At 62.4% G+C, this 20,134-nt stretch carries 15 protein-coding genes and 1 riboswitch; of the genes, 9 read left to right on the top strand and 6 right to left on the bottom strand.

The genetic code is table 11. The annotated features are described in order from the left end of the window. Positions 1–79 precede the first annotated feature (79 nt). On the bottom strand, positions 80–3,235 hold the full coding sequence (locus ATY75_RS17645; protein ID WP_088938577.1) for an efflux RND transporter permease subunit: 3,156 nt from the start codon (positions 3,233–3,235) through the stop codon (positions 80–82). A gap of 5 nt (positions 3,236–3,240) precedes the next feature. Next, positions 3,241–4,413: an efflux RND transporter periplasmic adaptor subunit gene (locus tag ATY75_RS17640; protein WP_088938576.1), complete on the bottom strand. Its 1,173-nt coding sequence runs from the start codon at positions 4,411–4,413 to the stop codon at positions 3,241–3,243. Positions 4,414–4,652: 239 nt separating this feature from the next. Between ATY75_RS17640 and ATY75_RS17635 the strand changes: the two genes are divergently transcribed. Then, complete coding sequence (locus tag ATY75_RS17635; RefSeq protein ID WP_088938575.1) at positions 4,653–5,213, top strand: TetR/AcrR family transcriptional regulator; 561 nt, start codon at positions 4,653–4,655, stop codon at positions 5,211–5,213. 227 nt (positions 5,214–5,440) lie between these two features. On the opposite strand, the gene ATY75_RS17630 is transcribed toward ATY75_RS17635, so the two are convergent. Continuing rightward, a complete protein-coding gene (locus ATY75_RS17630) occupies positions 5,441–6,880 on the bottom strand; it encodes an FAD-binding oxidoreductase (protein WP_088938574.1) in 1,440 nt (479 codons plus the stop codon). Positions 6,881–7,319: 439 nt separating this feature from the next. On the opposite strand from ATY75_RS17630, the gene ATY75_RS17625 reads away from it, so the two are divergent. Next, positions 7,320–9,632: an NADP-dependent malic enzyme gene (locus tag ATY75_RS17625; RefSeq protein WP_088938573.1), complete on the top strand. Its 2,313-nt coding sequence runs from the start codon at positions 7,320–7,322 to the stop codon at positions 9,630–9,632. A 16-nt stretch (positions 9,633–9,648) separates the two neighbouring features. On the opposite strand, the gene ATY75_RS17620 is transcribed toward ATY75_RS17625, so the two are convergent. Continuing rightward, entirely contained in the window at positions 9,649–10,182 is a 534-nt protein-coding gene (locus ATY75_RS17620; RefSeq protein ID WP_088938572.1) for a ribonuclease H, read from the bottom strand. A gap of 153 nt (positions 10,183–10,335) precedes the next feature. On the opposite strand from ATY75_RS17620, the gene ATY75_RS17615 reads away from it, so the two are divergent. After that, positions 10,336–11,427, top strand: a complete 1,092-nt coding sequence (locus ATY75_RS17615; protein WP_088938571.1) for a DUF2865 domain-containing protein — start codon at positions 10,336–10,338, stop codon at positions 11,425–11,427. A gap of 18 nt (positions 11,428–11,445) precedes the next feature. Here the strand turns inward: ATY75_RS17615 and bluB are convergent, their stop codons facing one another. Continuing rightward, the gene (bluB, locus tag ATY75_RS17610) at positions 11,446–12,135 is read right to left on the bottom strand and encodes a 5,6-dimethylbenzimidazole synthase (protein ID WP_088938570.1); all 690 of its coding nucleotides are present in this window, start codon (positions 12,133–12,135) and stop codon (positions 11,446–11,448) included. A gap of 41 nt (positions 12,136–12,176) precedes the next feature. Next, positions 12,177–12,363, bottom strand: a riboswitch (cobalamin riboswitch). A gap of 174 nt (positions 12,364–12,537) precedes the next feature. On the opposite strand from bluB, the gene ATY75_RS17605 reads away from it, so the two are divergent. The 6 genes from ATY75_RS17605 to ATY75_RS17580 all read left to right on the top strand — a co-directional run bounded on the left by ATY75_RS17605 (position 12,538) and on the right by ATY75_RS17580 (position 19,185). Next, positions 12,538–13,944, top strand: a complete 1,407-nt coding sequence (locus ATY75_RS17605; protein WP_088938569.1) for an MFS transporter — start codon at positions 12,538–12,540, stop codon at positions 13,942–13,944. A gap of 201 nt (positions 13,945–14,145) precedes the next feature. After that, on the top strand, positions 14,146–16,020 hold the full coding sequence (locus ATY75_RS17600) for a HAMP domain-containing methyl-accepting chemotaxis protein (RefSeq protein WP_088938568.1): 1,875 nt from the start codon (positions 14,146–14,148) through the stop codon (positions 16,018–16,020). A gap of 59 nt (positions 16,021–16,079) precedes the next feature. Then, a complete protein-coding gene (locus ATY75_RS17595; protein ID WP_088938567.1) occupies positions 16,080–16,661 on the top strand; it encodes a hypothetical protein in 582 nt (193 codons plus the stop codon). A gap of 326 nt (positions 16,662–16,987) precedes the next feature. Beyond that, positions 16,988–18,055, top strand: coding sequence for a 3-deoxy-7-phosphoheptulonate synthase (locus tag ATY75_RS17590; protein ID WP_088938566.1), 1,068 nt, complete (start codon positions 16,988–16,990; stop codon positions 18,053–18,055). Positions 18,056–18,213: 158 nt separating this feature from the next. Continuing rightward, complete coding sequence (locus ATY75_RS17585; protein ID WP_088938565.1) at positions 18,214–18,648, top strand: DUF1629 domain-containing protein; 435 nt, start codon at positions 18,214–18,216, stop codon at positions 18,646–18,648. A gap of 141 nt (positions 18,649–18,789) precedes the next feature. Next, the gene (locus tag ATY75_RS17580) at positions 18,790–19,185 is read left to right on the top strand and encodes a hypothetical protein (protein ID WP_088938564.1); all 396 of its coding nucleotides are present in this window, start codon (positions 18,790–18,792) and stop codon (positions 19,183–19,185) included. Positions 19,186–19,274: 89 nt separating this feature from the next. Here ATY75_RS17580 and ATY75_RS17575 read toward each other — a convergent pair whose 3' ends face one another. Continuing rightward, the gene (locus ATY75_RS17575; protein WP_088938563.1) at positions 19,275–20,105 is read right to left on the bottom strand and encodes a TolB family protein; all 831 of its coding nucleotides are present in this window, start codon (positions 20,103–20,105) and stop codon (positions 19,275–19,277) included. Between the last annotated feature and the right edge of the window lie 29 nt (positions 20,106–20,134).

The raw sequence follows: 20,134 nt of genomic DNA, 5'->3' as shown, positions 1-20,134 counted from the left end.
TTACGCAAGGCAACCCGCCAACTCCTCATTTCAGGTCCTTCGTCACCTCGGGCGAATCCTCACCTCGGGTGACGCATCACTATGTCGGTGACGTCACCGTTGCCGGGTCGTCCTGCCCGGCCGGGACGTCCTCGGTCACGGTCTCCGGCCGCTTCGTCCGCAGCAGGCGCAGTACGAAGACGAAGAAGACGGGGACGAAGAAGATCGCCAGCACCGTCGCCGAGATCATGCCGCCGAGCACGCCGGTGCCGATCGCATTCTGGCTGGCGGCACTTGGCCCGGTGGCAATCGCCAGGGGCACCACGCCCAGGGTGAAGGCGAGCGAGGTCATGATGATCGGCCGGAAGCGCAGGCGAGCGCCTTCGATCGCGGCATCCATCAGCGATTTCCCTTCGGCGAAGCCATCCTTGGCGAATTCGACGATCAGGATGGCGTTCTTCGCCGACAGGCCGATGATCGCGATCAGGCCGACCTTGAAGTAGATGTCGTTCGACATGTCGCGGCTCATCACCGCCAGTACGCAGCCGATCACCCCAAGCGGCACGACCAGCATCACCGACAGCGGGATCGACCAGCTCTCGTAAAGCCCCGACAAAAGCAGGAAGACGAAAAGAATGCTGAGGCCGAACAGGAACGGCGCCTGCGATCCCGATCTGAGCTCCTCCAGCGACTGGCCGGTCCATTCGAAGCCGAAGCCATCGGGAAGTTCCGAAGCCAGCCGTTCCATTTCGGCGATCGCCGCGCCCGATGAATATCCCGGCGCCGGAGCGCCCGAAATGCGAACGGCGGGATAGCCGTTATAACCGACGATCTGTGCCGGCCCCTTCTGCCACTCAGCGACCGCGAAGGATGAGAGCGGCACCATGCCGCCGCTCGCATTGCGGACGTTGAGCTTCATCAGGTCTTCGGCCTGAAGCCTGCTCTTGTCTTGCGCCTGCACGATGACGCGCTGCATGCGGCCGGAATTCGGGAAGTCGTTGACATAACTCGAGCCGAGATTGGCGGTGATCGTGCTGTTGATGTCGGCGAAGGCGACGCCGAAGGTGTTGGCCTTTTCGCGGTCGATGACGAGCACCAGCTGAGCCGAATCCGGCATGCCTTCCGGCCGGATGCCGGCGATGATCGGATTCTGCGATGCCTTGCCGACGAGCAGTCCCGCCGCCTCGGTCAGCGCCGCCTGTCCCTTTGCGCCGCGATCCTGCAGGCGGAAGGTGAAGCCGTTGGTCGTGCCGAAGCCTTCGATCGGCGGCGGCGACAGCGCGAAGGATGTCGCATCCTTCAATGCAAACAGCTGCATATTGACCCGGTTGGAGATTTCCTGCACCGAATTGCCTGCACCGCGCTCGGCCCAGTCCTTGAGCGTGACGAACACCAGGGCGGCATTCGGCCCCTGGCCGGAAAAGCTGAAGCCCTGGATCGCGACGACGTTCTCAACCGCCGGCTCCTGCTTGAAGATCGCCTCAATGCTTTCGAGCGAGGCGACCGTGCGGTTGCGGCTCGCCTCCGGCGGCCCCTGCACGTCGACGATCAGGAAGCCCTGGTCCTCATCCGGCACGAAGCTGCTCGGCAGATTGACGAAGAGATAGCCGAGGCCGACGACGACCGCGAGATAGACGACCATGACCCGCCAGGAGCGCTTGGCCAGTCCCTCGACGGTGCGGGCATATCGGCCGGTCAGCCGGTCGAACTTGCGGTTGAACCAGCCGGCGATGCCCTTCTTCTCGTGATGGCCCTTTATCGGCTTCAGGAAAGTGGCGCAGAGCGCCGGCGTCAGCGACAGCGCCAGGAAGGCCGAAAACAGGATGGAAACGACCATGGTCAGGCTGAACTGGCGGTAAATAATGCCGGTCGAACCGGGGAAGAATGCCATCGGCACGAAGACGCAGGACAGTACCAGCGTGATGCCGAGGATCGCGCCGGTAATCTGCCGCATCGCCTTCTTGGTCGCCTCCTTCGGCGACAGCCCTTCCACCGCCATCAGCCGCTCGACGTTTTCGACCACGACGATGGCGTCGTCGACCAGAATGCCGATGGCAAGCACCATCGCGAACATCGTCAGCACGTTGATCGAGAAACCGGCGGCAAACATCACCGCCAGCGTCCCGAGCAGCGCGACGGGCACGACGAGCGTTGGAATGATGGTGTAGCGGAAGCTCTGCAGGAAGATGAGCATGACGATGAAGACGAGCGCGACGGCTTCTGCAAGCGTATGCGCCACCTTCTCGATCGATGCGGAGACGAACGGGCTGGTGTCGTAGGGAACGGAATATTCGACACCCGCCGGGAAGAAGCGCGACAGCTCCTCCATCTTCGCCTTGACGAGGTTGGACGTGTTGACGGCATTGCCCGTCGACGACAGCTGGATGGCGATGGCAGCGCTCGGCTGCCCGTTCAGCCGGGTGGAGAAACTGTAGCTCTCGCTGCCCTCTTCGATCCGCGCGACATCGCGCAGCCGGACGTTCGATCCGTCGGCATTGGCGCGCAGCACGATGTCGCCGAATTCCTTGCTGTCGGTCAGCTGACCCTTGACCAGCACCGTCGCCGTCAGGTCCTGCGAGATCGGATTGGGTGCGGCGCCGATCTGGCCGGCCGCCACCTGGGCATTCTGCGCCGAGATCGCCGCACTGATATCGGATGTGGTGAGGTTCAGGCCGACCATCTTGTCGGGATCGATCCAGATGCGCATTGCCCGCTGCGAGGCAAACAGCTGTGCGCGGCCGACGCCGTTAAGACGGCGCAGCTCGCCGATGACGTTTCTGTTGAGGTAGTCGCCGAGCGCCACCTCGTCGGTCTTCCCATCCGTAGAGGTCAGCGAGATGAACATCAGGAAGCCTGATGACGCCTCCTCGACCGTGATGCCCTGATCCTTGACCGACTGCGGCAGCCGCGGTTCGACGCGGCGGATGGCATTCTGAACGTCGACGGAGGCCTGATCGATGTCGGTGCCCGCCGCAAACGTCGCGGTGATCGTCATCGCGCCCGAGGTATCGGAGGTCGATTCAAAATAGGAAAGATGCTCGACCCCGTTCAGCTCTTCCTCAATCTGGCGGGTGACGCCCTGATAGATGTCCTGCGGCGATGCGCCGGGATAGCTGGTGGTGATGCTGAGCTGCGGCGGCGCGACCTTCGGATATTGCGCGACCGGCAGGAACGGCAGCGCGATCAGGCCTGCGATCGAGATGAAGATCGCAAAGACCCATGCAAGGATCGGGCGATCGATAAAGAAACGTGCCATCGATCTTACTCCGGCTTCCTGGCGTCACCGGAGGCGACTTCGCCGCTACGCCACTCCTCAGGCGCGACCTTGGCGCCAGGTTGCAGTTTCTGCACGCCGTCGACGACCAGGCGTTCGCCCGCGGACAGGCCGCTTTCGACCACCCATTCATTGCCAGAGGATTGACCGAGTTCGACATCGCGCGGCTGCGCCACGTCTCCCTCCTCGACGACATAGACCTGCGCCTTGCCATCGGCCGCGCGGATGACGGCGCGCTGCGGGATGAGGATTGCCTTCTCGCGGACGGCCTGCTCGATGCGGACCCTGACGTAAAGACCCGGCAGCAGATCGCCCTTGGGATTGGGGAATTCGGCGCGCAGGGTCACCTGGCCCGTCGTCGCATCGACCCTGGCGCTACGGAAAAGCAGCTTTCCGGCTTGGCCGTAGACCGTGCCGTCGTCGAAGACCAGCTTGATGTCGGCTTTGCCTGCTTCCGTCGAGGCGAGGCTGCCGTTTTCGACCGCCCGCTTCAGCGCCAGCAACGCGCCTGAGGACTGCGTGAAGTCGGCATAGACGGGGTCGATCTGCTGGATCATCGCCAGCGCATCGCCGGCATCGGCCGTCACCAGCGCGCCTTCCGTCACCAGCGCACCGCCGATGATGCCTGATATCGGTGCCCGCACTTCGGTATAGCCGAGATTGATCTTCGCTTCGTCAAGTGCGGCCTGCGCCAGCGCGACATCGGCATCGGCCTGGGCAACGGCGACCGCCGCCGTATCATATTCGACCCCGCTTGCGACATCGCGGTCACGCAGCGATTTCTGCCGCTCCAGCTGCTGGCGGGCATTCAACTGCGTGGCCTTGGCACGCTCGAGGCTTGCTTCGGCGCTTGCGACGCGGACCCGAAATAGGGCGGGATCGATCCGATAGAGCACATCGCCCTGCTGAACGAGACTGCCCTGCTCGAAGACCCGTTCCTGCAGGATGCCTGAAACCCTGGCTCGCACCTCCGAAACCCGCGTCGCAGCAATCCGCCCGGGCAATTCGCTGACAACGGGAACCGGACGCGCATTCAGCGTCAGCACGCTGACGGCGGCCGGCGGCATCGCGCCGCCTTCCTGAGCGTAAGCCGGCAAGCCGACGGCGAGGAACAGCGCCAGCGTTAGCGCATAACGCAATGATTTCGTATGAAAAAACATGTTCGTAAGCCTTCCTGACGGTCCCACTGAGGTCCAAAAAAGCACAGCCCGCCGACATGACGTTCGGCGGGCCTCCTGGACCGACAGATAGTCGATCTTTTTTCGCTTTGCAAGATACCTACCGGTTGGTATGATAGCAACATCACTTTTCGCGGCGCCATAGCCCGGTGATCCCGGGAGTGATACTGATCCCCTCCGGTCTCCTCCTCGCGAATCTCATCTCGAACCCAGGTCATGCATTGGTAGATAGCCCCCGCAACAGAAAGAAACAGCCGGATGTGGTGCGGCAGGCTCTCCTCGATTGCGCCACCAGGCTGGCGCTGGAGCACGGTCTGGCCGCCGTCAGCCTCCAGGCGGTCGCCACCGCCGCCGGCGTCACCAAGGGCGGCCTGTTTCATCATTTCCCGAATAAACAGGCTTTGGTGGAGGCCGTCTTCGACGGCATGATGGAAAGCTTCGACCGCGAAATCGATGAAGAGCTGGCAAGGGATAACGGCGGCCACGGCACATTCACCCGCGCCTATGTCCGCACCCTGTTTGCCGACCGCGCCCTCAACAGCAGCCCATGGTCGGCGCAAACCATGACCGTTCTTGCCGATCCTTACTCCAAAAACCTCTGGCACAAATGGATCAATGACCGGCTCATCAGGCACGCCGCGACCGACACGGGAACGCGGCTCGAGATCGTTCGCCTGGCGGCCGACGGGGCCTGGCTGACCCATGTTATGAGGCCCGACGATCAAGATGGATCCGACGACACGGCTCTGCTGCAGGAGTTGATCGAGCTCACCGCGAAGTGACGGGCAACCGGCCTGTCACCGTCCGGCGCTCGCAAACCTACGAAAAAACCCCTCCCCAACCCCTCCCCACAAGGGGGAGGGACTTAGATGCGGTGCCGGCGTACCCCATTTCATCGTTTCATCCGCGGAACGGCCGATGTCCGCCTCAGGTGGCGCCGCGCGTTAGTCCCTCCCCCTTGTGGGGAGGGGTTGGGGAGGGGTTTTTACGACCGCCGGTTCCGTATCCCTTAGGCAGCCCGCACAGCTGCCGTCGGTTTCACGTTCTGGTTCATCCGGAACAGATTGTTCGGATCATAACGCCGCTTGATTTCGGCAAGCCGGCCGTAGTTGGCGCCATAGGCCATTTCCACCCGATCGGCCTCGTCCTCAGGCATGAAGTTGATATAGGCGGTACCCACGGCATGCGGCTTGGTTGCCTCGAAAAGCTCCCGCGCCCAGCCGATACAGCTTGCGTCCATCCCCGTCTCGCGCCAGCGCGCATGCACATTCATGACGAAATGCGAGCTGCGCTGCGGAAAGGCCGTGGCTTCGGTGGGAATGCGGCCAGCCGCGCCGCCGACATGGCCGACGAAGATTTCGCATTCCGGGCCGGGCAGCTGGCGCACGGCGTTGAGGAGAACGTCGATCGCCGCATCCGAGAGCGAGGCGAAATCCTGGCTCTTCCAGTAATTGCGCGCACCCGGCGTCAGCAACGGGTCGAATGCCTGCTGCCAGCCGGTGAACGGCACCGGGCCGACGACGTCGGCAATCGGTTTTCCGATCGCCCGCAATCTTTCCGTCGCTTTTTCCCCGGCCGCGATCTCTCCGCAATAGCACATGGCGAGCACCACGACCTCCTTGCCGTGCCACTCGGCCGGCAGGAACGGCAGCGGCGGCGCCTGGCGCATCACCACCCAGCAGGTCAGTTCATCGGGCGCCGCTTCCAGCGCCTGCCGATATTCCCGCAGCACTTTCTCCGCGTCAGCGAAGGGATGCACCACCAGCCCGGCGAGGACCTCTGTCTTGAGCGGATTGAGCTGGAACTCGAAGGAGGTGACGACACCGAAATTACCGCCGCCGCCGCGCAGTGCCCAGAAGAGGTCCGGCCTTTCCGTCTCGCTCGCCTTGACTAGCTCGCCATCGGCCGTCACCACATCGACCGAGACCAGATTGTCGATCGTCAACCCGAATTTGCGGGTCAGCCAGCCGAAACCGCCGCCGAGCGTTAGGCCGGCGATGCCGGTCGTCGAATTGATGCCGGTCGGCAGCACCAGACCGAAGGCCTGCGTTTCCTGGTCGATATCGGCAAGCGTTGCCCCCGGCTCGATCCTGGCGCGGCGCGTCTCCGGATCGACCCGCACCGATTTCATCGCCGACAGGTCGATGACGACGCCGCCATCGCACACCGCGTTGCCCGCAATGCCGTGGCCGCCGCCGCGCACCGAAACGAGCAGATTGTTGTCGCGCGCAAACCGCACGGCGCGCACGACATCGGCAGCACCGGCGCAACGCGCGATAAGCCCGGGCCGACGGTCGATCATCGCATTCCAGATCGCCCGCGCCTCATTGTAATCCTTGTCTTTACCGGTCAGGAGATTGCCGCGAAATCCGGCGGCAAACGCATCGATGGCCACGTCATTGACCATCGTCTGCCCCTTTTGCAGGGTCGTCAGGTTCAAGTTGTCCATGATTTCCTCCATGCGACCGGCGCCCCGCACCGTCGCGGCGGCATATTGCGCCTGCGGTGGTCGCCAAACAAGTTTTCCAAAAGGATTAGTTAGTTGCTCCCGCCGCGATGAGGCTCCACGCAAAGAACGTATTGGGTGCGCCGTGGATACCCCCTCTGCCCTGCCGGGCATCTCCCCCACAGGTGGGGAGATTGGATGGGCGCGATGGCTCGCTCAAACAACGACCGCACAAATACACCGACCCGGTAGAGAGGGAGTGATCCAGCCTCCTGCCGATCTCCCTCCTTGTGGGGGAGATGCCCGGCAGGGCAGAGGGGGGTAATCCCACGGCACAACCTAGTCCTCGCGAAAACTTCTCCCATCCCCCATTTCCATACTGTCGCCCGTATCCGATTGATGTATGGAGGGAACTCCCAAAAAGACGTGCACGGAGGCGGCAATGGATAACCAGGAAAAATCCAAGACGGACAAGAACCTGACAAGCGGCGATCTCGACGAGCAGGCGCTGTTTTTCCACCGCTATCCCCGCCCCGGCAAGCTGGAGATCCAGGCAACCAAGCCGCTCGGCAACCAGCGCGACCTGGCGCTCGCCTATTCGCCGGGTGTTGCCGCCCCTTGCCTTGCCATCCGCGACAATCCTGAGATGGCGGCTGAATATACCTCGCGCGCCAATCTCGTCGCCGTCATCTCCAACGGCACCGCCGTGCTCGGCCTCGGCAATATCGGTCCGCTGGCCTCGAAGCCGGTGATGGAGGGCAAGGCCGTACTCTTCAAGAAATTCGCCGGCATCGATGTCTTCGATATCGAGATCGACGCGGCAAGCGTCGACCAGATGGTCTCGACCGTCAGCTCGCTGGAGCCGACCTTCGGCGGCATCAATCTCGAGGACATCAAGGCGCCGGAATGTTTCGAGGTCGAACGGCGTCTGCGCGAGAAGATGAAGATCCCGGTCTTCCATGACGATCAGCACGGCACGGCGATCATCGTCGCCGCCGCGATCCTGAACGGGCTGGAACTCGCCGGCAAGGCGATCGAAAACGTCAAGATCGTCGCCTCAGGCGCCGGTGCGGCCGCGCTTGCCTGCCTCAACCTCTTGGTGATCCTCGGGGCAAAACGCGAAAACATCTGGGTTCACGATCTCGAAGGCCTCGTCTACGAGGGCCGCACCGAGCTGATGGACGAATGGAAATCCGTCTACGCCCAGAAGAGCGACACGCGCACGCTCGCCGAAAATATCGGCGGCGCCGACGTCTTCCTCGGCCTGTCGGCCGCCGGCGTGCTGAAGCCGGAATTGCTGGCGCAGATGGCCGACAAGCCGCTGATCATGGCGCTCGCCAATCCGACGCCAGAAATCATGCCCGATCTCGCCCGTGCCGCCCGCCCCGACGCGATGATCTGCACCGGTCGCTCGGATTTCGCCAACCAGGTCAACAACGTCCTCTGCTTCCCCTATATCTTCCGCGGCGCACTCGATTGCGGTGCCGAGACGATCAACGAGGAAATGAAGATGGCGGCCGTGCGCGCCATCGCAGCCCTCGCCCGCGAGGAACCGTCGGATGTCGCCGCCCGCGCCTATTCCGGCGAAACGCCGGTCTTCGGCCCGGATTACCTGATCCCCTCGCCCTTCGATCCGCGCCTGATCCTGCGCATCGCGCCTGCCGTTGCCAAGGCCGCCGAACAGAGCGGCGTGGCGCGCCGCCCGATCCAGGATTTCGACGCCTATCTCGACCAGTTGAACCGCTTCGTCTTCCGCTCCGGCTTCGTCATGAAGCCGATCTTCACCGCGGCCAAGGCCGCCGAGCGCAAGCGCGTCATCTTCTCCGAAGGTGAGGACGAGCGTGTGCTGCGCGCCGCCCAGGTGCTGCTGGAGGAAGGCCTTGCCGACCCGATCCTCATCGGCCGCCCGCAGGTCATCGAGACGCGCCTGAAGCGCTACGGTCTGCGTATCCGGCCGCTGCAGGATTTCGAGGTCATCAACCCCGAGGACGATCCGCGCTTCCGCGAATATGTCGATCTCTATTTCTCCCTGGTCGGCCGCCGCGGCGTCATTCCCGAAGCCGCCCGCACCATCGTGCGCACCAACACCACCGTCATCGGCGCGCTGGCGCTGAGGCGCGGCGAAGCCGATGCGCTGATCTGCGGCCTCGAAGGCCGCTATGAAAAGCATCTGCGCGACGTCCGCCAGATCATCGGCAAACGCAAGAATGTCCGCGATTTCTCCGCCCTCAGCCTGATGATCTCGCAGCGCGGTGCCACCTTCTTCACCGACACCTACGTCACCTTCAACCCGAGCGCCGAGGAAGTTGCCGAGGCAACGGTGCTGGCGGCCGAGGAAATTCGCCGGTTCGGCATCACCCCGCGCGCCGCCCTCGTCTCGCATTCCAACTTCGGCTCGCGCGAATCCGAGAGCGCCACGAAGATGCGCAATGCCCTGCAGCTCGTGCGCGAGACCGCCCCCGATCTCGAGGTCGACGGCGAAATGCATGGCGAAAGCGCCATCACCGAAGCGCTGCGCAAGCGTGTCATGCCGGATACGACCCTGCATGATGAGGCGAACCTGCTGGTCTTCCCGAACCTCGACGCCGCCAACATCACGCTCGGCGTCGTCAAGTCGATGACCGACGGCCTGCATGTCGGCCCGATCCTGCTCGGCACCGCCCTGCCCGCCCACATCCTGGCGCCCTCGGTCACCTCCCGCGGCGTCGTCAATATGGCCGCACTGGCCGTCGTCGAGGCATCGCAGCCGGCGTAAGCCGGCGTCGCCAATGTTAGCCACCTGCTATCGACAGGCGTCCTCTATCCGCGAGCGCGTCCGCGCGCTCGTTGCCGGCAATCCCCGAATGCCCCTTGCACCAAGCAATGGTCACCAGGGCGTTTTGGCATAGCTGAAGATCGACCGCTTTCCAAAGGTCCGCATTGTCGATCGTTCGCCGTCGCCCATGTCCATTCGGGCTGCTTTTCTTCCAGCCGTTGTTCTTCCAGATATGTCGGCGGCTGTTGCAGCCTTTGACGGCATAGACGGAATCGGACCAGATGGTCGCGGGTTCGCCGGCTGTTTGGCTGTTGATCCACATGGCGGCCCTGAGAACGGCGGTCAATTCCATGGAATTATTGCTGGAAACGTCGACGCCACCGAAGTCGGAGGCGATTTCCACCGCATCGCGATAAGCGACAAACGACCAGCCTCCATGCCCGGAACCGGGCTCATAACAACCATCCGCGAAGAGGTGAAGGCCGTGTGGCGCCTCCGTGACCCCCGATGTCGGTGCAAAGGATCGGATCTCGTCGGGGATGCCTGTCATTTTCACCGCGTCTCTGGCGATTGCTGGATAAGATCAGGAAAATACGCTAATATTTTCTCTGAGCTTATTAAGAGAAATCCGTTAAGGGAAAACGCGCGGCCGATTGAAGTCGCATTCGACCCACCGACCGTTTGCTCATTCCGGGACGACGCCGTGAAACGCCGAAACCTGTCTCTCGCCCTTCTCCTCGCCTTGGCAGCGCCCGCCGTCGCGCAGACCAATGCCATCTGTGAGGACCTGCGCGGCCGTCTCGCCGACCTGCCGCGATCGATCGGCAATAGCAACGGCCCGGAAGCCCGCCAATATGCCAGTGCCATGGCCGAGCAGAACCTCGAGCTGCGCAAGGTGCGCAATGATCTGCGCAACTACGGCTGCACCTCGGGCAGCATGGTGGTGATCGGCGGCGAGAATGCCGATTATTGCACCGAGCTGTCGCAGGCCGAAGGCCGGATGATCGACAATATCGCTTATCTCCAGGACCGCCGCGACGAGCTGGCCGGCCGGAACAGCGCCGATGACGACCGCCGCGAACTGATGGCCGCGCTCGACAGCAACGGCTGCAACAGCGAGAACTTCTATGCGCCTTCCGCGCGCGGTGCCGACGAGCCTGCCCCGAGCGTCGAGGAGCAGGCGATGCGTTCCGATACCTTCATTCCGCTCGGCGGCGGCGAGGAGGCCGACCCGCATTACGGCCTGCCGCGGGCCGATATGCTGTCGCCGGTCAGCACCATGTGCGTGCGCAGTTGCGACGGCGGCTTCTTCCCGATCAGCTCGAACACCACCTCGGTTGATTTCGGCCGCGACGCCCAGACCTGCGCCAAGATGTGCCCCGGCATCGAGACCGAACTCTTCTATCGCGAGGTGACGAGCACGGAGGCCTCGAACATGATCTCGGTCGCAACCGGCACGCCCTACAGCGCCATGAAGAACGCCTTCGCCTACAAGAACCGCGCGCCCGGTGAAAAGAACACCTGCGCCTGCAATCTCACCGCCTATTACGACGAGATGCGCGGCAAGCAGGCGGTCAGCCAACCGCCGCAGCAGGGCTCGATCACCACCATCCGCACCAATCCGCCGATCAAGGAGACCGCGACAACGGCCGCGCCGCAGTCATCGGTGTCTGAGCGCCCTTACGATCCCACGCAGAACAAGGTCCGTCAGGTCGGCCCGCAGTTCCTCGCCGGCGACCAGGGCTCGATTGATCTTGCCAATCCCGCAGCACCTGGCCCCCAACCGCAGCAGTAGCCGCAGCAGCAGTGATGGCTAAGGCTCGTTGCGTCCCCAGCCGTCGTGGAAGACGAGTTCCTCGAGCGGCAGCCGCTGCCGCCAGCCTTTAACCGAGAGTTCCGGCTCGTCGTAAAGCCGGTCGACGAACCCGGCGCAGAGCCAGGCGACCACTTCGATATGCTCGGGTATGCCGAGAATGGTCTTCAGATCGCCTTCGCGAAAAATGCTGACCCAGCCGATGCCGATCCCTTCGGCGCGAGCCGCAAGCCAGAGATTCTGGATGGCGCAGACTGTGGAATAGCTGTCCATCCGCGGATTATGCGTGCGCCCCAGCACCACGCTGCCGCTGCGGGTGGGATCGCAGGTCACGCATATGCCGAGCGGCGCCTCGACGATGCCTTCGAGCTTGAGCGAGCGGTAGGCTTGGCGCCGCTCGCCCTCGAACATCGCTGCCGCTTCCTCGTTGGCCTTCGAAAAGGCATCGCGGACCTGCGCGCGCACCGTTGGACTTTTCACCAGAATGAAATTCCACGGCTGCATGAAGCCGACGGAGGGTGCGTGGTGGGCGGCTGTCAAGAGCCGCGCCACGACATCGTCCGGCAAGGGATCGGGCAGGAACTGGCTGCGAACGTCGCGCCGCGTCATGATCGCGTGATAGACGGCCTCGCGTTCGGCCAAGGAAAAACCGGACGCCACTGACAGGGCATCCTCATCAAAGGGTCGCATCGTCAAATCCCCAACAACGCAACCGCCCGCCGTCCGCGCGGGTTGGGTCTATCTTGCCAGGCCGGTCTTCTGACTTGGCGTCATCCGTCTGCCGCAGCCTTCCCGGCAAAAGCCAGTGGCATATGAAGCGGCAGGCGTCGGCCTTACAGCGTTGGGCACGTTCCGGTCTTGCACCGGATTCCCGATTCTCCCGCCTAGACGGCGGGCACCTGACGGCACATCTATCTCAGGAAAGCAGCACGACTGCAAGCCGGCCCTCGGGTGGCATTCGAACGGCCTGCGACATCGACTTCATGGACAGGCGGGTGTCGCTGCCTTAGAAATGAATTGATCCTGAGCGACGCCCATGGCGCCGTGATTTGTCTCCTTGCATCCCGGTTGCCCGTGCCCCGCCTCACACCCATGATCCTTGCGGTCGCCCTGTTCATGGAACAGATGGATTCGACCGTCATCGCCACCAGCCTGCCGGCGATAGCGGCCGATATCGGCACATCGCCGATCGCGTTGAAGCTTGCCGTCACCAGCTATCTCGTGGCGCTGGCGATCTTCATCCCGATCAGCGGCTGGATGTCGGATCGTTTCGGCGCGCGTAACATCTTCCGCATGGCGATCTTCGTCTTCATGATCGGCTCGGTCGCCTGCGCCTTTTCCAATTCGATCGCGGCCTTCGTCGTCGCGCGGCTGATCCAGGGCGCCGGCGGCTCGATGATGACGCCGGTCAGCCGCCTGCTGCTGGTCCGGGGAACGCCGCGCCACGAACTCGTCGATGCCATGGCCTGGCTAACCATTCCGGCGCTGATCGGGCCGATCATGGGTCCGCCGATCGGCGGTTTCCTCACCACCTATCTCACCTGGCACTGGATCTTCTGGATCAATGTCCCGATCGGCGTGCTCGGCATCATCCTCGTCACGCATTTCCTGCCGGCGGTCGAGCCGCGCAGCCCGCGGCCGATGGATTTTCCGGGCTTCTTCCTTTGCGGCATCGGCTTTTCCGGATTCGTCTTCGGCCTCTCGGTGATCAGCCTGCCGGCCGTGCCGGTGATCTACGGCTATGTCACGGTGGCCGTCGGCATCCTTGCCGGCCTCCTCTATCTCCTGCATGCCCGCCGCGTGCCCTATCCGCTGCTCGATCCGAAAATGTTCCGCTACCCGATGTTCCGGGCGGCGATCCTCGGCGCCTCGAATTTTCGCATGGGGCTCGGCGCCCTGCCCTTTCTGATGCCGCTCATGTTGCAGCTCGGCTTCGGCCTGACGCCGCTGCAATCGGGCTCGGTCACCTTCGTCAGCGCGCTCGGCTCGATGGGCTCGAAATTTGCCGCTTCGCGCACCTTCAATGCCTTCGGCTTCCGCACCGTCATATCGATTACCACCTTGCTTGCGGCAATCTTCCTCGGCATCAATGGCTTCTTCACCACGGAGACGCCGCTGCCGCTGATCATGGCCTGCCTGCTGATCGGCGGCCTGTTCCGCTCCATGGCCTTTTCGGGCGTCAACGCCATGGCCTTCGGCGATGTCGACGATTCCGACAGCAGCCAGGCGACCGCGATCAACGCCGTGGCCCAGCGCATCTCCATGGCGATGGGAGTGGCGATCGCCGGCGGCATCCTCGAAATTTCGAGCGGCTTCCATGGCGGCAGGCTGCTGGTCTCGGATTTCCACACCGCCTTTTTCAGTGTCTCGGCGATTTCGGCGCTGGCCTGCATCACCTTCCTGCGCCTGCCGCGCGACGCCGGTGCCGAACTGACGACACGGCGCCGCAAGCACCGCCAGGCCGAGCCGGGTGAGGCCATGGCGGAAAACAGCCCTTGATCCCGCCGGCCGCCGTTTCGGTATCCCATTCCACTTTATGATTTCTTCACACATCGAAGACAGACTGCGTTTGCGCGTTTTGGGTCGCACAGGGGGACATGGGCATGAGTGCTCATGCTGCGACCGCCGGCGTGGATGCCTGTATTGATAGGCTGGTCGGGAACATATCCGACTGAGCCCGCGTTTCGAGGCCCCCGCGGCATGTTCCAATTTTTGAAAACGATGCCTCTGACAGCCAAGCTGGCGGCGATTATCGTGGCCGTCAACCTTTGCGGCATCTCCGCCTTTGCCACCTACACCTGGATGTATGAAACCAAGGCGTTGATCGATGGCGCCAAGGCGAACTGGTCCAAGGATGCGGAGCAATTTGCCTCTCTGGCCGCCGGCGGCGTGAAATGGGGCAAGGCGAACGCCGTTCGCGAGGCCTATTCGCTTTATCGCGACGATCCCTCGCTCGACCTCGTTCAGTTTGCCGCCTTCAACGCCGAAGCTGCGGCCGTCGATACATGGACGCGCGACGGCATTGACGGTCTGCCGGCAGCCGCCGATCTGACAAAGAGCCTCAGCGCCAAACCTGAGAAAACCACGATCGACGACAGCGGAGTATCGGCCGGTGTCGTGACGATCATCGCGCCGCTTCCGCTGGACAAATCGGGCAAGGCGACCGGCTACGTCGTCACCAACTGGTCGGTCGAAAAAATTGCTGCTGACGTCGAGCAGAAGGTGCTGATTTCGCTGCTGACGCAGTTCGTGATCACCGCCATCGCCGTCGTCGCTTTCCTTCTCGCCATGCGCAGCCTCGTCGGCCGCCCTCTCCGGATTCTCAGCGAGCGGATCAGCGCCTTGCAGAAAGGCGATCTGGCCTCTCCCGTCACCTACCGGGAAAATGGCGACGAGATCGGCTTCCTGGCGCGTGCCCTGGAAGTTTTCCGTAACGAGGCGATTGCGAAAGTCGAGAGAGAACAGGCTGCGGCCGAGCAGAGCGCCTCGTTCGACGCCGAACGGGCGCGCAACGCATCCTTGACGGAAGAGGCCAGCAACGCGCAGCGGCTGGTCATGAGCGCGCTCGCCAATGAATTGGAAAAGCTGGCCGCCGGCGACTTCTCGACACACCTGGCAGATCTCGGCCCTGAATTCGATAAATTGCGGCAGGATTTCAACCGTATGGTCGAAGCGGTCGCGGCAGCGCTGACCGAGATCAAGATCGCCTCCGTCGCGGTTGAAGGCGGCTCAAGCGAGCTTGCCTCCTCCGCCGATCAGCTCGCCAAACGCACCGAGCAACAGGCGGCAGCCCTGGAACAGACCGCCGCCGCACTCGATGAAGTGACCGCCACGGTCAGAACATCGTCGCAGCGGGCCGAAAATGCCGGAAAGCTGGTCGAGGAAACGAAGCGCAGCGCCCATGTCTCTGCGACCGTGGTACGCGATGCGATCGGAGCGATGGACCGTATCCAGACCTCCTCGAGCCAGATCGGCCGCATTATCGGCGTCATCGATGAAATCGCTTTCCAGACGAACCTGCTGGCGTTGAACGCCGGCGTCGAGGCGGCGCGCGCCGGCGAAGCCGGCAAGGGTTTTGCAGTCGTCGCGCAGGAAGTGCGCGAACTCGCCCAGCGCTCCGCCAACGCGGCAAAGGAAATCAAGAACCTGATCAACGTCTCCGGCCAGGAAGTGGCGGCCGGCGTCGGGCTGGTGAACGAAACCGGCGATGCCCTGTTAAAGATCGAGGAGCAGATCAACCGCATCAGCGACAGCATCGCTTCGATCGTCCAGTCCTACCGCGAACAGGCGACGGGCCTGCAGGAAATCAACGGCGCCATCAATCAGATGGATCATGCGACACAGCAGAACGCGGCAATGGTCGAGGAGACCAATGCCGCCTGCCAGGAACTGCGCACGCAGGGACGGCTTCTGCAGGATTCGGCCGGCAGGTTCACTGTTGGCGCCGCTTCGGCCAGCCAGCCCAAAGCCGCTCAACCCGTTCGTCAATCTCGCCCCGAGCCCAGAGCCTTGGTGCAGCGGCATGCAGGAAACGCCGCCGTTGCCGCTGCTCCCGGTGCCTGGGAGGAGTTCTGACCTCGTCTTCGTTCGATAGACTTTATTTCTCAGCACCCATAATCAGGAAGGGAACAGTTATGAAGAAAGTTGTGTCCGCATTTCTTTTGGCCTGCACCGCAATTGCCGTGACGACGGGCGTATCCATGGCCCAGGATGCGAAACTCGCCCCGATCTCCGACTACGTCACGAGCGATGTAAAGCCATGGCTTAACGACCCGGTCATCATCGAGGCCATCAAGGCGCAGAATGCCGCAAACGCCAATCTGGGCCTGGCCGATATCGACGCTCTCGACAAGAAGTGGCGCGCCGAGGTCGATGGTTCCGACCATTCGATGATCGATAGCGTGCTCGGCAATGCCTTGTCGAAATTCCTCCAGGAAAAGAAAGAGGCGTCCGGCGGCAAGATTGCCGAGATCTTCGTCATGGATGCAAAGGGGCTGAATGTCGGCCAAAGCGATCCAACCTCCGACTACTGGCAGGGCGATGAAGGCAAGTTCCAGAAATCCTTCGGCGCCGGCAAGGACGCCGTCTTCGTCGATGAGATCGAAAAGGACGAATCGACCCAGACGCTGCAGTCGCAGGCAAGCGTCACCATATCGGACGACAAGGGAACGCCGATCGGCGCCATCACCGTCGGCGTGAACGTCGACGCTTTGTGATCGTAAGACCTTATTTGGTTCGTATCTCTCGCCCAGAAGCCGCGCGCTTCTGGGCGATTGCTTTAAGCCCTGCGCAGGAACGGTGGCGCCGCGCCGACGCGCGTGGCTTCCAGCCGAAAATTCTGCGTGACATCACGCGGCCGCGACGCTACATACGCCGGATGTCGACCGCTTCGATCCACGCCTCGCGATTTTATTGGTACCGCTGCTCCCAGCGGATGCGGGTCTATGCGTAACTGAAGTCGACGCGACGACAACCCGAACAGCCGCTAGTCTACCTGGCGGCTTTTTTGTTCCGCTCGGTATGACCAAACAGGAGCCATACCGTGTCCGATACCATTGACGATCTCCGTATCCTCGAGATCACCCCGCTGACCAATCCCGCCGATATCATCGCGGAAATCCCGAGAACCGTTGCCGTCAGCGAGACGGTGACCAGCAACCGCCATGCGATCCACAAGATTCTCGTGGGAGAAGACGACCGCCTGATCGTCGTCATCGGCCCTTGCTCCATCCATGATCCTGCTGCGGCACGCGAATATGCCGAGCGGTTGGCAGAACAGCGGCAGCGCTTCTCCAGCGATCTCGAAATCGTCATGCGCGTCTATTTCGAAAAGCCCCGCACCACGGTCGGCTGGAAGGGCTTGATGAACGATCCGCATCTCGATGGCAGCTACCGCATCGAGGAAGGACTTCGGATTGCCAGGCGCCTGCTGCTCGACGTCAATGCCATGGGGCTGCCCGCCGGCGTCGAATTCCTCGAGACGATCACGCCGCAATATATCGCCGACCTCGTCAGCTGGGGCGCGATCGGCGCGCGCACGACCGAAAGCCAGATCCATCGCCAGCTCGCCTCCGGCCTCTCCTGCCCGATCGGCTTCAAGAACGGCACGGACGGCGGCGTCCGCGTCGCGCTCGACGCTATCCTTGCCGCCTCGCAGCCGCATCATTTCCCCGCCGTCACTAAGGACGGGCAGGCTGCCATTGCTTCAACAAAGGGCAATGAGGACTGCCACATCATCCTGCGCGGTGGCAAACAGCCGAACTATGAAGCGGCCGATGTCGAAGCCGTGGTCGGCGATGCCGTCAAGCTGGGCGTGACCCCACGCATCCTGATCGATGCCAGCCATGCCAACAGCAGCAAGGATCCGATGAACCAGCCGCGCGTCGTCAAATCCGTGGCCGCGCAGATCGCCGTCGGCAACCGCTACATCAAGGGCATGATGATCGAGAGCAACCTCGTCGCCGGCCGCCAGGATCTCGTCCCCGGCAAGCCGCTGGTCTACGGCCAGTCCATCACCGATGGCTGCATCGACTGGGATATGTCGGTCGCCGTGCTCGAGGATCTGGCCAAAGCCGTCCGCGATCGCCGCCGGGCGGCTGTCGCTGCCTGAGTGGCCGCATCAGTTGCCGCTAGCAACCCGCCGCCCATTCACAGGGCGGTGGGGACCGCGAGAGATCAGGAGACTCGTGATGCGGCAAAACGCCTGTTGAAACCCAATGCTGGCAACACATACTTGCGGACGTGACATGCATTCACTCAGAGCGTCACATGGCAGGCAAATTCGAGAAGATGATCTACTACGAGATCGGACCCACGCGCAGTGATCGCGGCGATGGGTGGGATTTAATGAATCGCGACAAGCTGCAGTCTGATGGCGATCGGCTCAAATTGAAGAATGCTTGGCCAGACGGCCGGGGGGTCTTGCCAAGGGGGCACTGGACACTTCCCGACTATCTTGAGCCGCCACATTTCGTCTTTGATAGGCGCCTTGGACGTCCGCCTCAAGATTTCGGCATGCGCGATGGACTCTTCCTGATCTCGGCCAAGATGAAGTCGCTTCTTGAGGAGCTGGCGCCGGATGTTTGGGACTATAGACCATGTTCTACGAGTTATCGAAACGGTCAGCCCGCTCCAGAGCTGTGGATAGGCAGCGTTGTAAGAGCTTTCAAAGAAGCGGTGGACCTCGGAGCGCCACCCGAATAGGAGGGGTTAGCGCTCCAGTGCGTGACCGCGCTCGCTACATTCCTTCGAGCGCTCTGTGCGACGACAACTCCAATACTTATACGACGTTCTTTGGCCCACGATTCACCAAAAATCGCGTGGGCAATCTTTAAAGCGGATGATATGCAAAAACGCTTCCTCGCCGAGCTATTAGAAAAGCGGAGAAATTCGCGTTCTGCGCGAAGAGCCCTTGTCATCGCCGCACCGATTGCCGTGCTCGTCACGATCTCGTACGCCGTCGATCCGGGCCGGAAGATAATGTTGGCTTTGTATTTGATGTATAGCATCTTCATCGCACCAAAGGCTACAGAGGGCGTCATTACCAAGCTGAGACACGTGTATATCTTTGCGGTGGTGACATTTCCGTTCTTAGCCATTACCGAGTATTTCCAGTCAGGCGACACCCTAGTAGTTGGATGGCTGATGGTCTTCTCAGTGTTAAGTTATCAGTTCGGCCATGGAAAATTCATCGACGACTTGGCAAAAGCAGCTCGTGCCCGGCGGAAGCGAGATCAATGATGCCAGATGATTCGTCCAGTCCGGCAAAGGCCTTCATCTTAGCTTCCTGACCCCACCGCCCCATCATCAAATGGCGGTGCGCGCCGCTCTCAAGATCTCGCCGGAAAATACCTGACATAAGCAAACTCGTCACCGTCTGGTGACCAACAGGGCACGTTGATTGTGCCCTGCCCGCCGAAAAGCTCGAACAGCGTCTTCAGGTTGCCGCCGTCCATATCCATCAGCCGCAGCCGCACGTCGAGATCGCGCGGGTGGTCAAAAACGCTGGGGTCATAGGACAGAATCAGCACCTTGTCGTTTTTAGGCGACGGATGGGCGAACCAGTTGCCCTGATTGTCCGACGTCACCTGCTCCAGCCCGCTGCCATCGGGATGGATGCGCCAGATCTGCATCAGCCCGGTGCGGCTGGAATTGAAATAGATCCATTGCCCGTCGGCCGAATAGTCCGGCCCGTCATTGCGGCCCTCGCCATGCGTCAGCCGCGTCTCGGCGCCACCGTCGACGGAGATGGTATAGATGTCGAAGAGGTCATCGCGGATGCCGCAATAGGCAATCTGGCGGCCATCCGGCGACCAGCCATGCCAGTAGGACGGCGCGTTCTCGGTGACGAGCCGCGGCGTGCCGCCCTCGATCGGCAGGACATAGATCGTCGACTTGCCGAATTCGGTCTTGTCAGAGATGACGATCTCGGTGCCGTCGGGCGAAATACCGTGATCATTGTTGCAGTTGACGGCAAAGCCGGTATCGACCTTGGTGACTTCGCCGCCATTGAGCGGCAGCCGGTAGAGCAGCCCGTCGCCGTTCAGGAGCAGGTAGGAACCGTCAGGTGCGAAGTTCGGCGCCTCCACGAGCATGTCCGTCTGCCAGACCTCGCGGGCTCTGCCCGTCCTGACATTGTAGATCTCGACCGAGCTGCGCATGTTTCCTCCCTCGCATTTCCAGAGCGATA

The organism is Rhizobium sp. N122, assembly GCF_002211295.1.
GTDB lineage: Bacteria > Pseudomonadota > Alphaproteobacteria > Rhizobiales > Rhizobiaceae > Rhizobium.
Note: the sequence above shows the minus strand (reverse complement) of the source record. Positions and strands in the feature narration are given on the sequence as shown.

Bases quoted from the DNA above. Each gene is read 5' to 3' on its own strand.
- ATY75_RS17645 (WP_088938577.1), bottom strand. From the start codon at position 3,235: ATGGCACGTTTCTTTATCGATCGCCCGATCCTTGCATGGGTCTTTGCG.
- ATY75_RS17640 (WP_088938576.1), bottom strand. From the start codon at position 4,413: ATGTTTTTTCATACGAAATCATTGCGTTATGCGCTAACGCTGGCGCTG.
- ATY75_RS17630 (WP_088938574.1), bottom strand. From the start codon at position 6,880: ATGGACAACTTGAACCTGACGACCCTGCAAAAGGGGCAGACGATGGTC.
- ATY75_RS17625 (WP_088938573.1), top strand. From the start codon at position 7,320: ATGGATAACCAGGAAAAATCCAAGACGGACAAGAACCTGACAAGCGGC.
- ATY75_RS17620 (WP_088938572.1), bottom strand. From the start codon at position 10,182: ATGACAGGCATCCCCGACGAGATCCGATCCTTTGCACCGACATCGGGG.
- bluB (WP_088938570.1), bottom strand. From the start codon at position 12,135: ATGCGACCCTTTGATGAGGATGCCCTGTCAGTGGCGTCCGGTTTTTCC.
- ATY75_RS17605 (WP_088938569.1), top strand. From the start codon at position 12,538: ATGATCCTTGCGGTCGCCCTGTTCATGGAACAGATGGATTCGACCGTC.
- ATY75_RS17600 (WP_088938568.1), top strand. From the start codon at position 14,146: ATGTTCCAATTTTTGAAAACGATGCCTCTGACAGCCAAGCTGGCGGCG.
- ATY75_RS17595 (WP_088938567.1), top strand. From the start codon at position 16,080: ATGAAGAAAGTTGTGTCCGCATTTCTTTTGGCCTGCACCGCAATTGCC.
- ATY75_RS17585 (WP_088938565.1), top strand. From the start codon at position 18,214: ATGGCAGGCAAATTCGAGAAGATGATCTACTACGAGATCGGACCCACG.
- ATY75_RS17580 (WP_088938564.1), top strand. From the start codon at position 18,790: ATGCAAAAACGCTTCCTCGCCGAGCTATTAGAAAAGCGGAGAAATTCG.
- ATY75_RS17575 (WP_088938563.1), bottom strand. From the start codon at position 20,105: ATGCGCAGCTCGGTCGAGATCTACAATGTCAGGACGGGCAGAGCCCGC.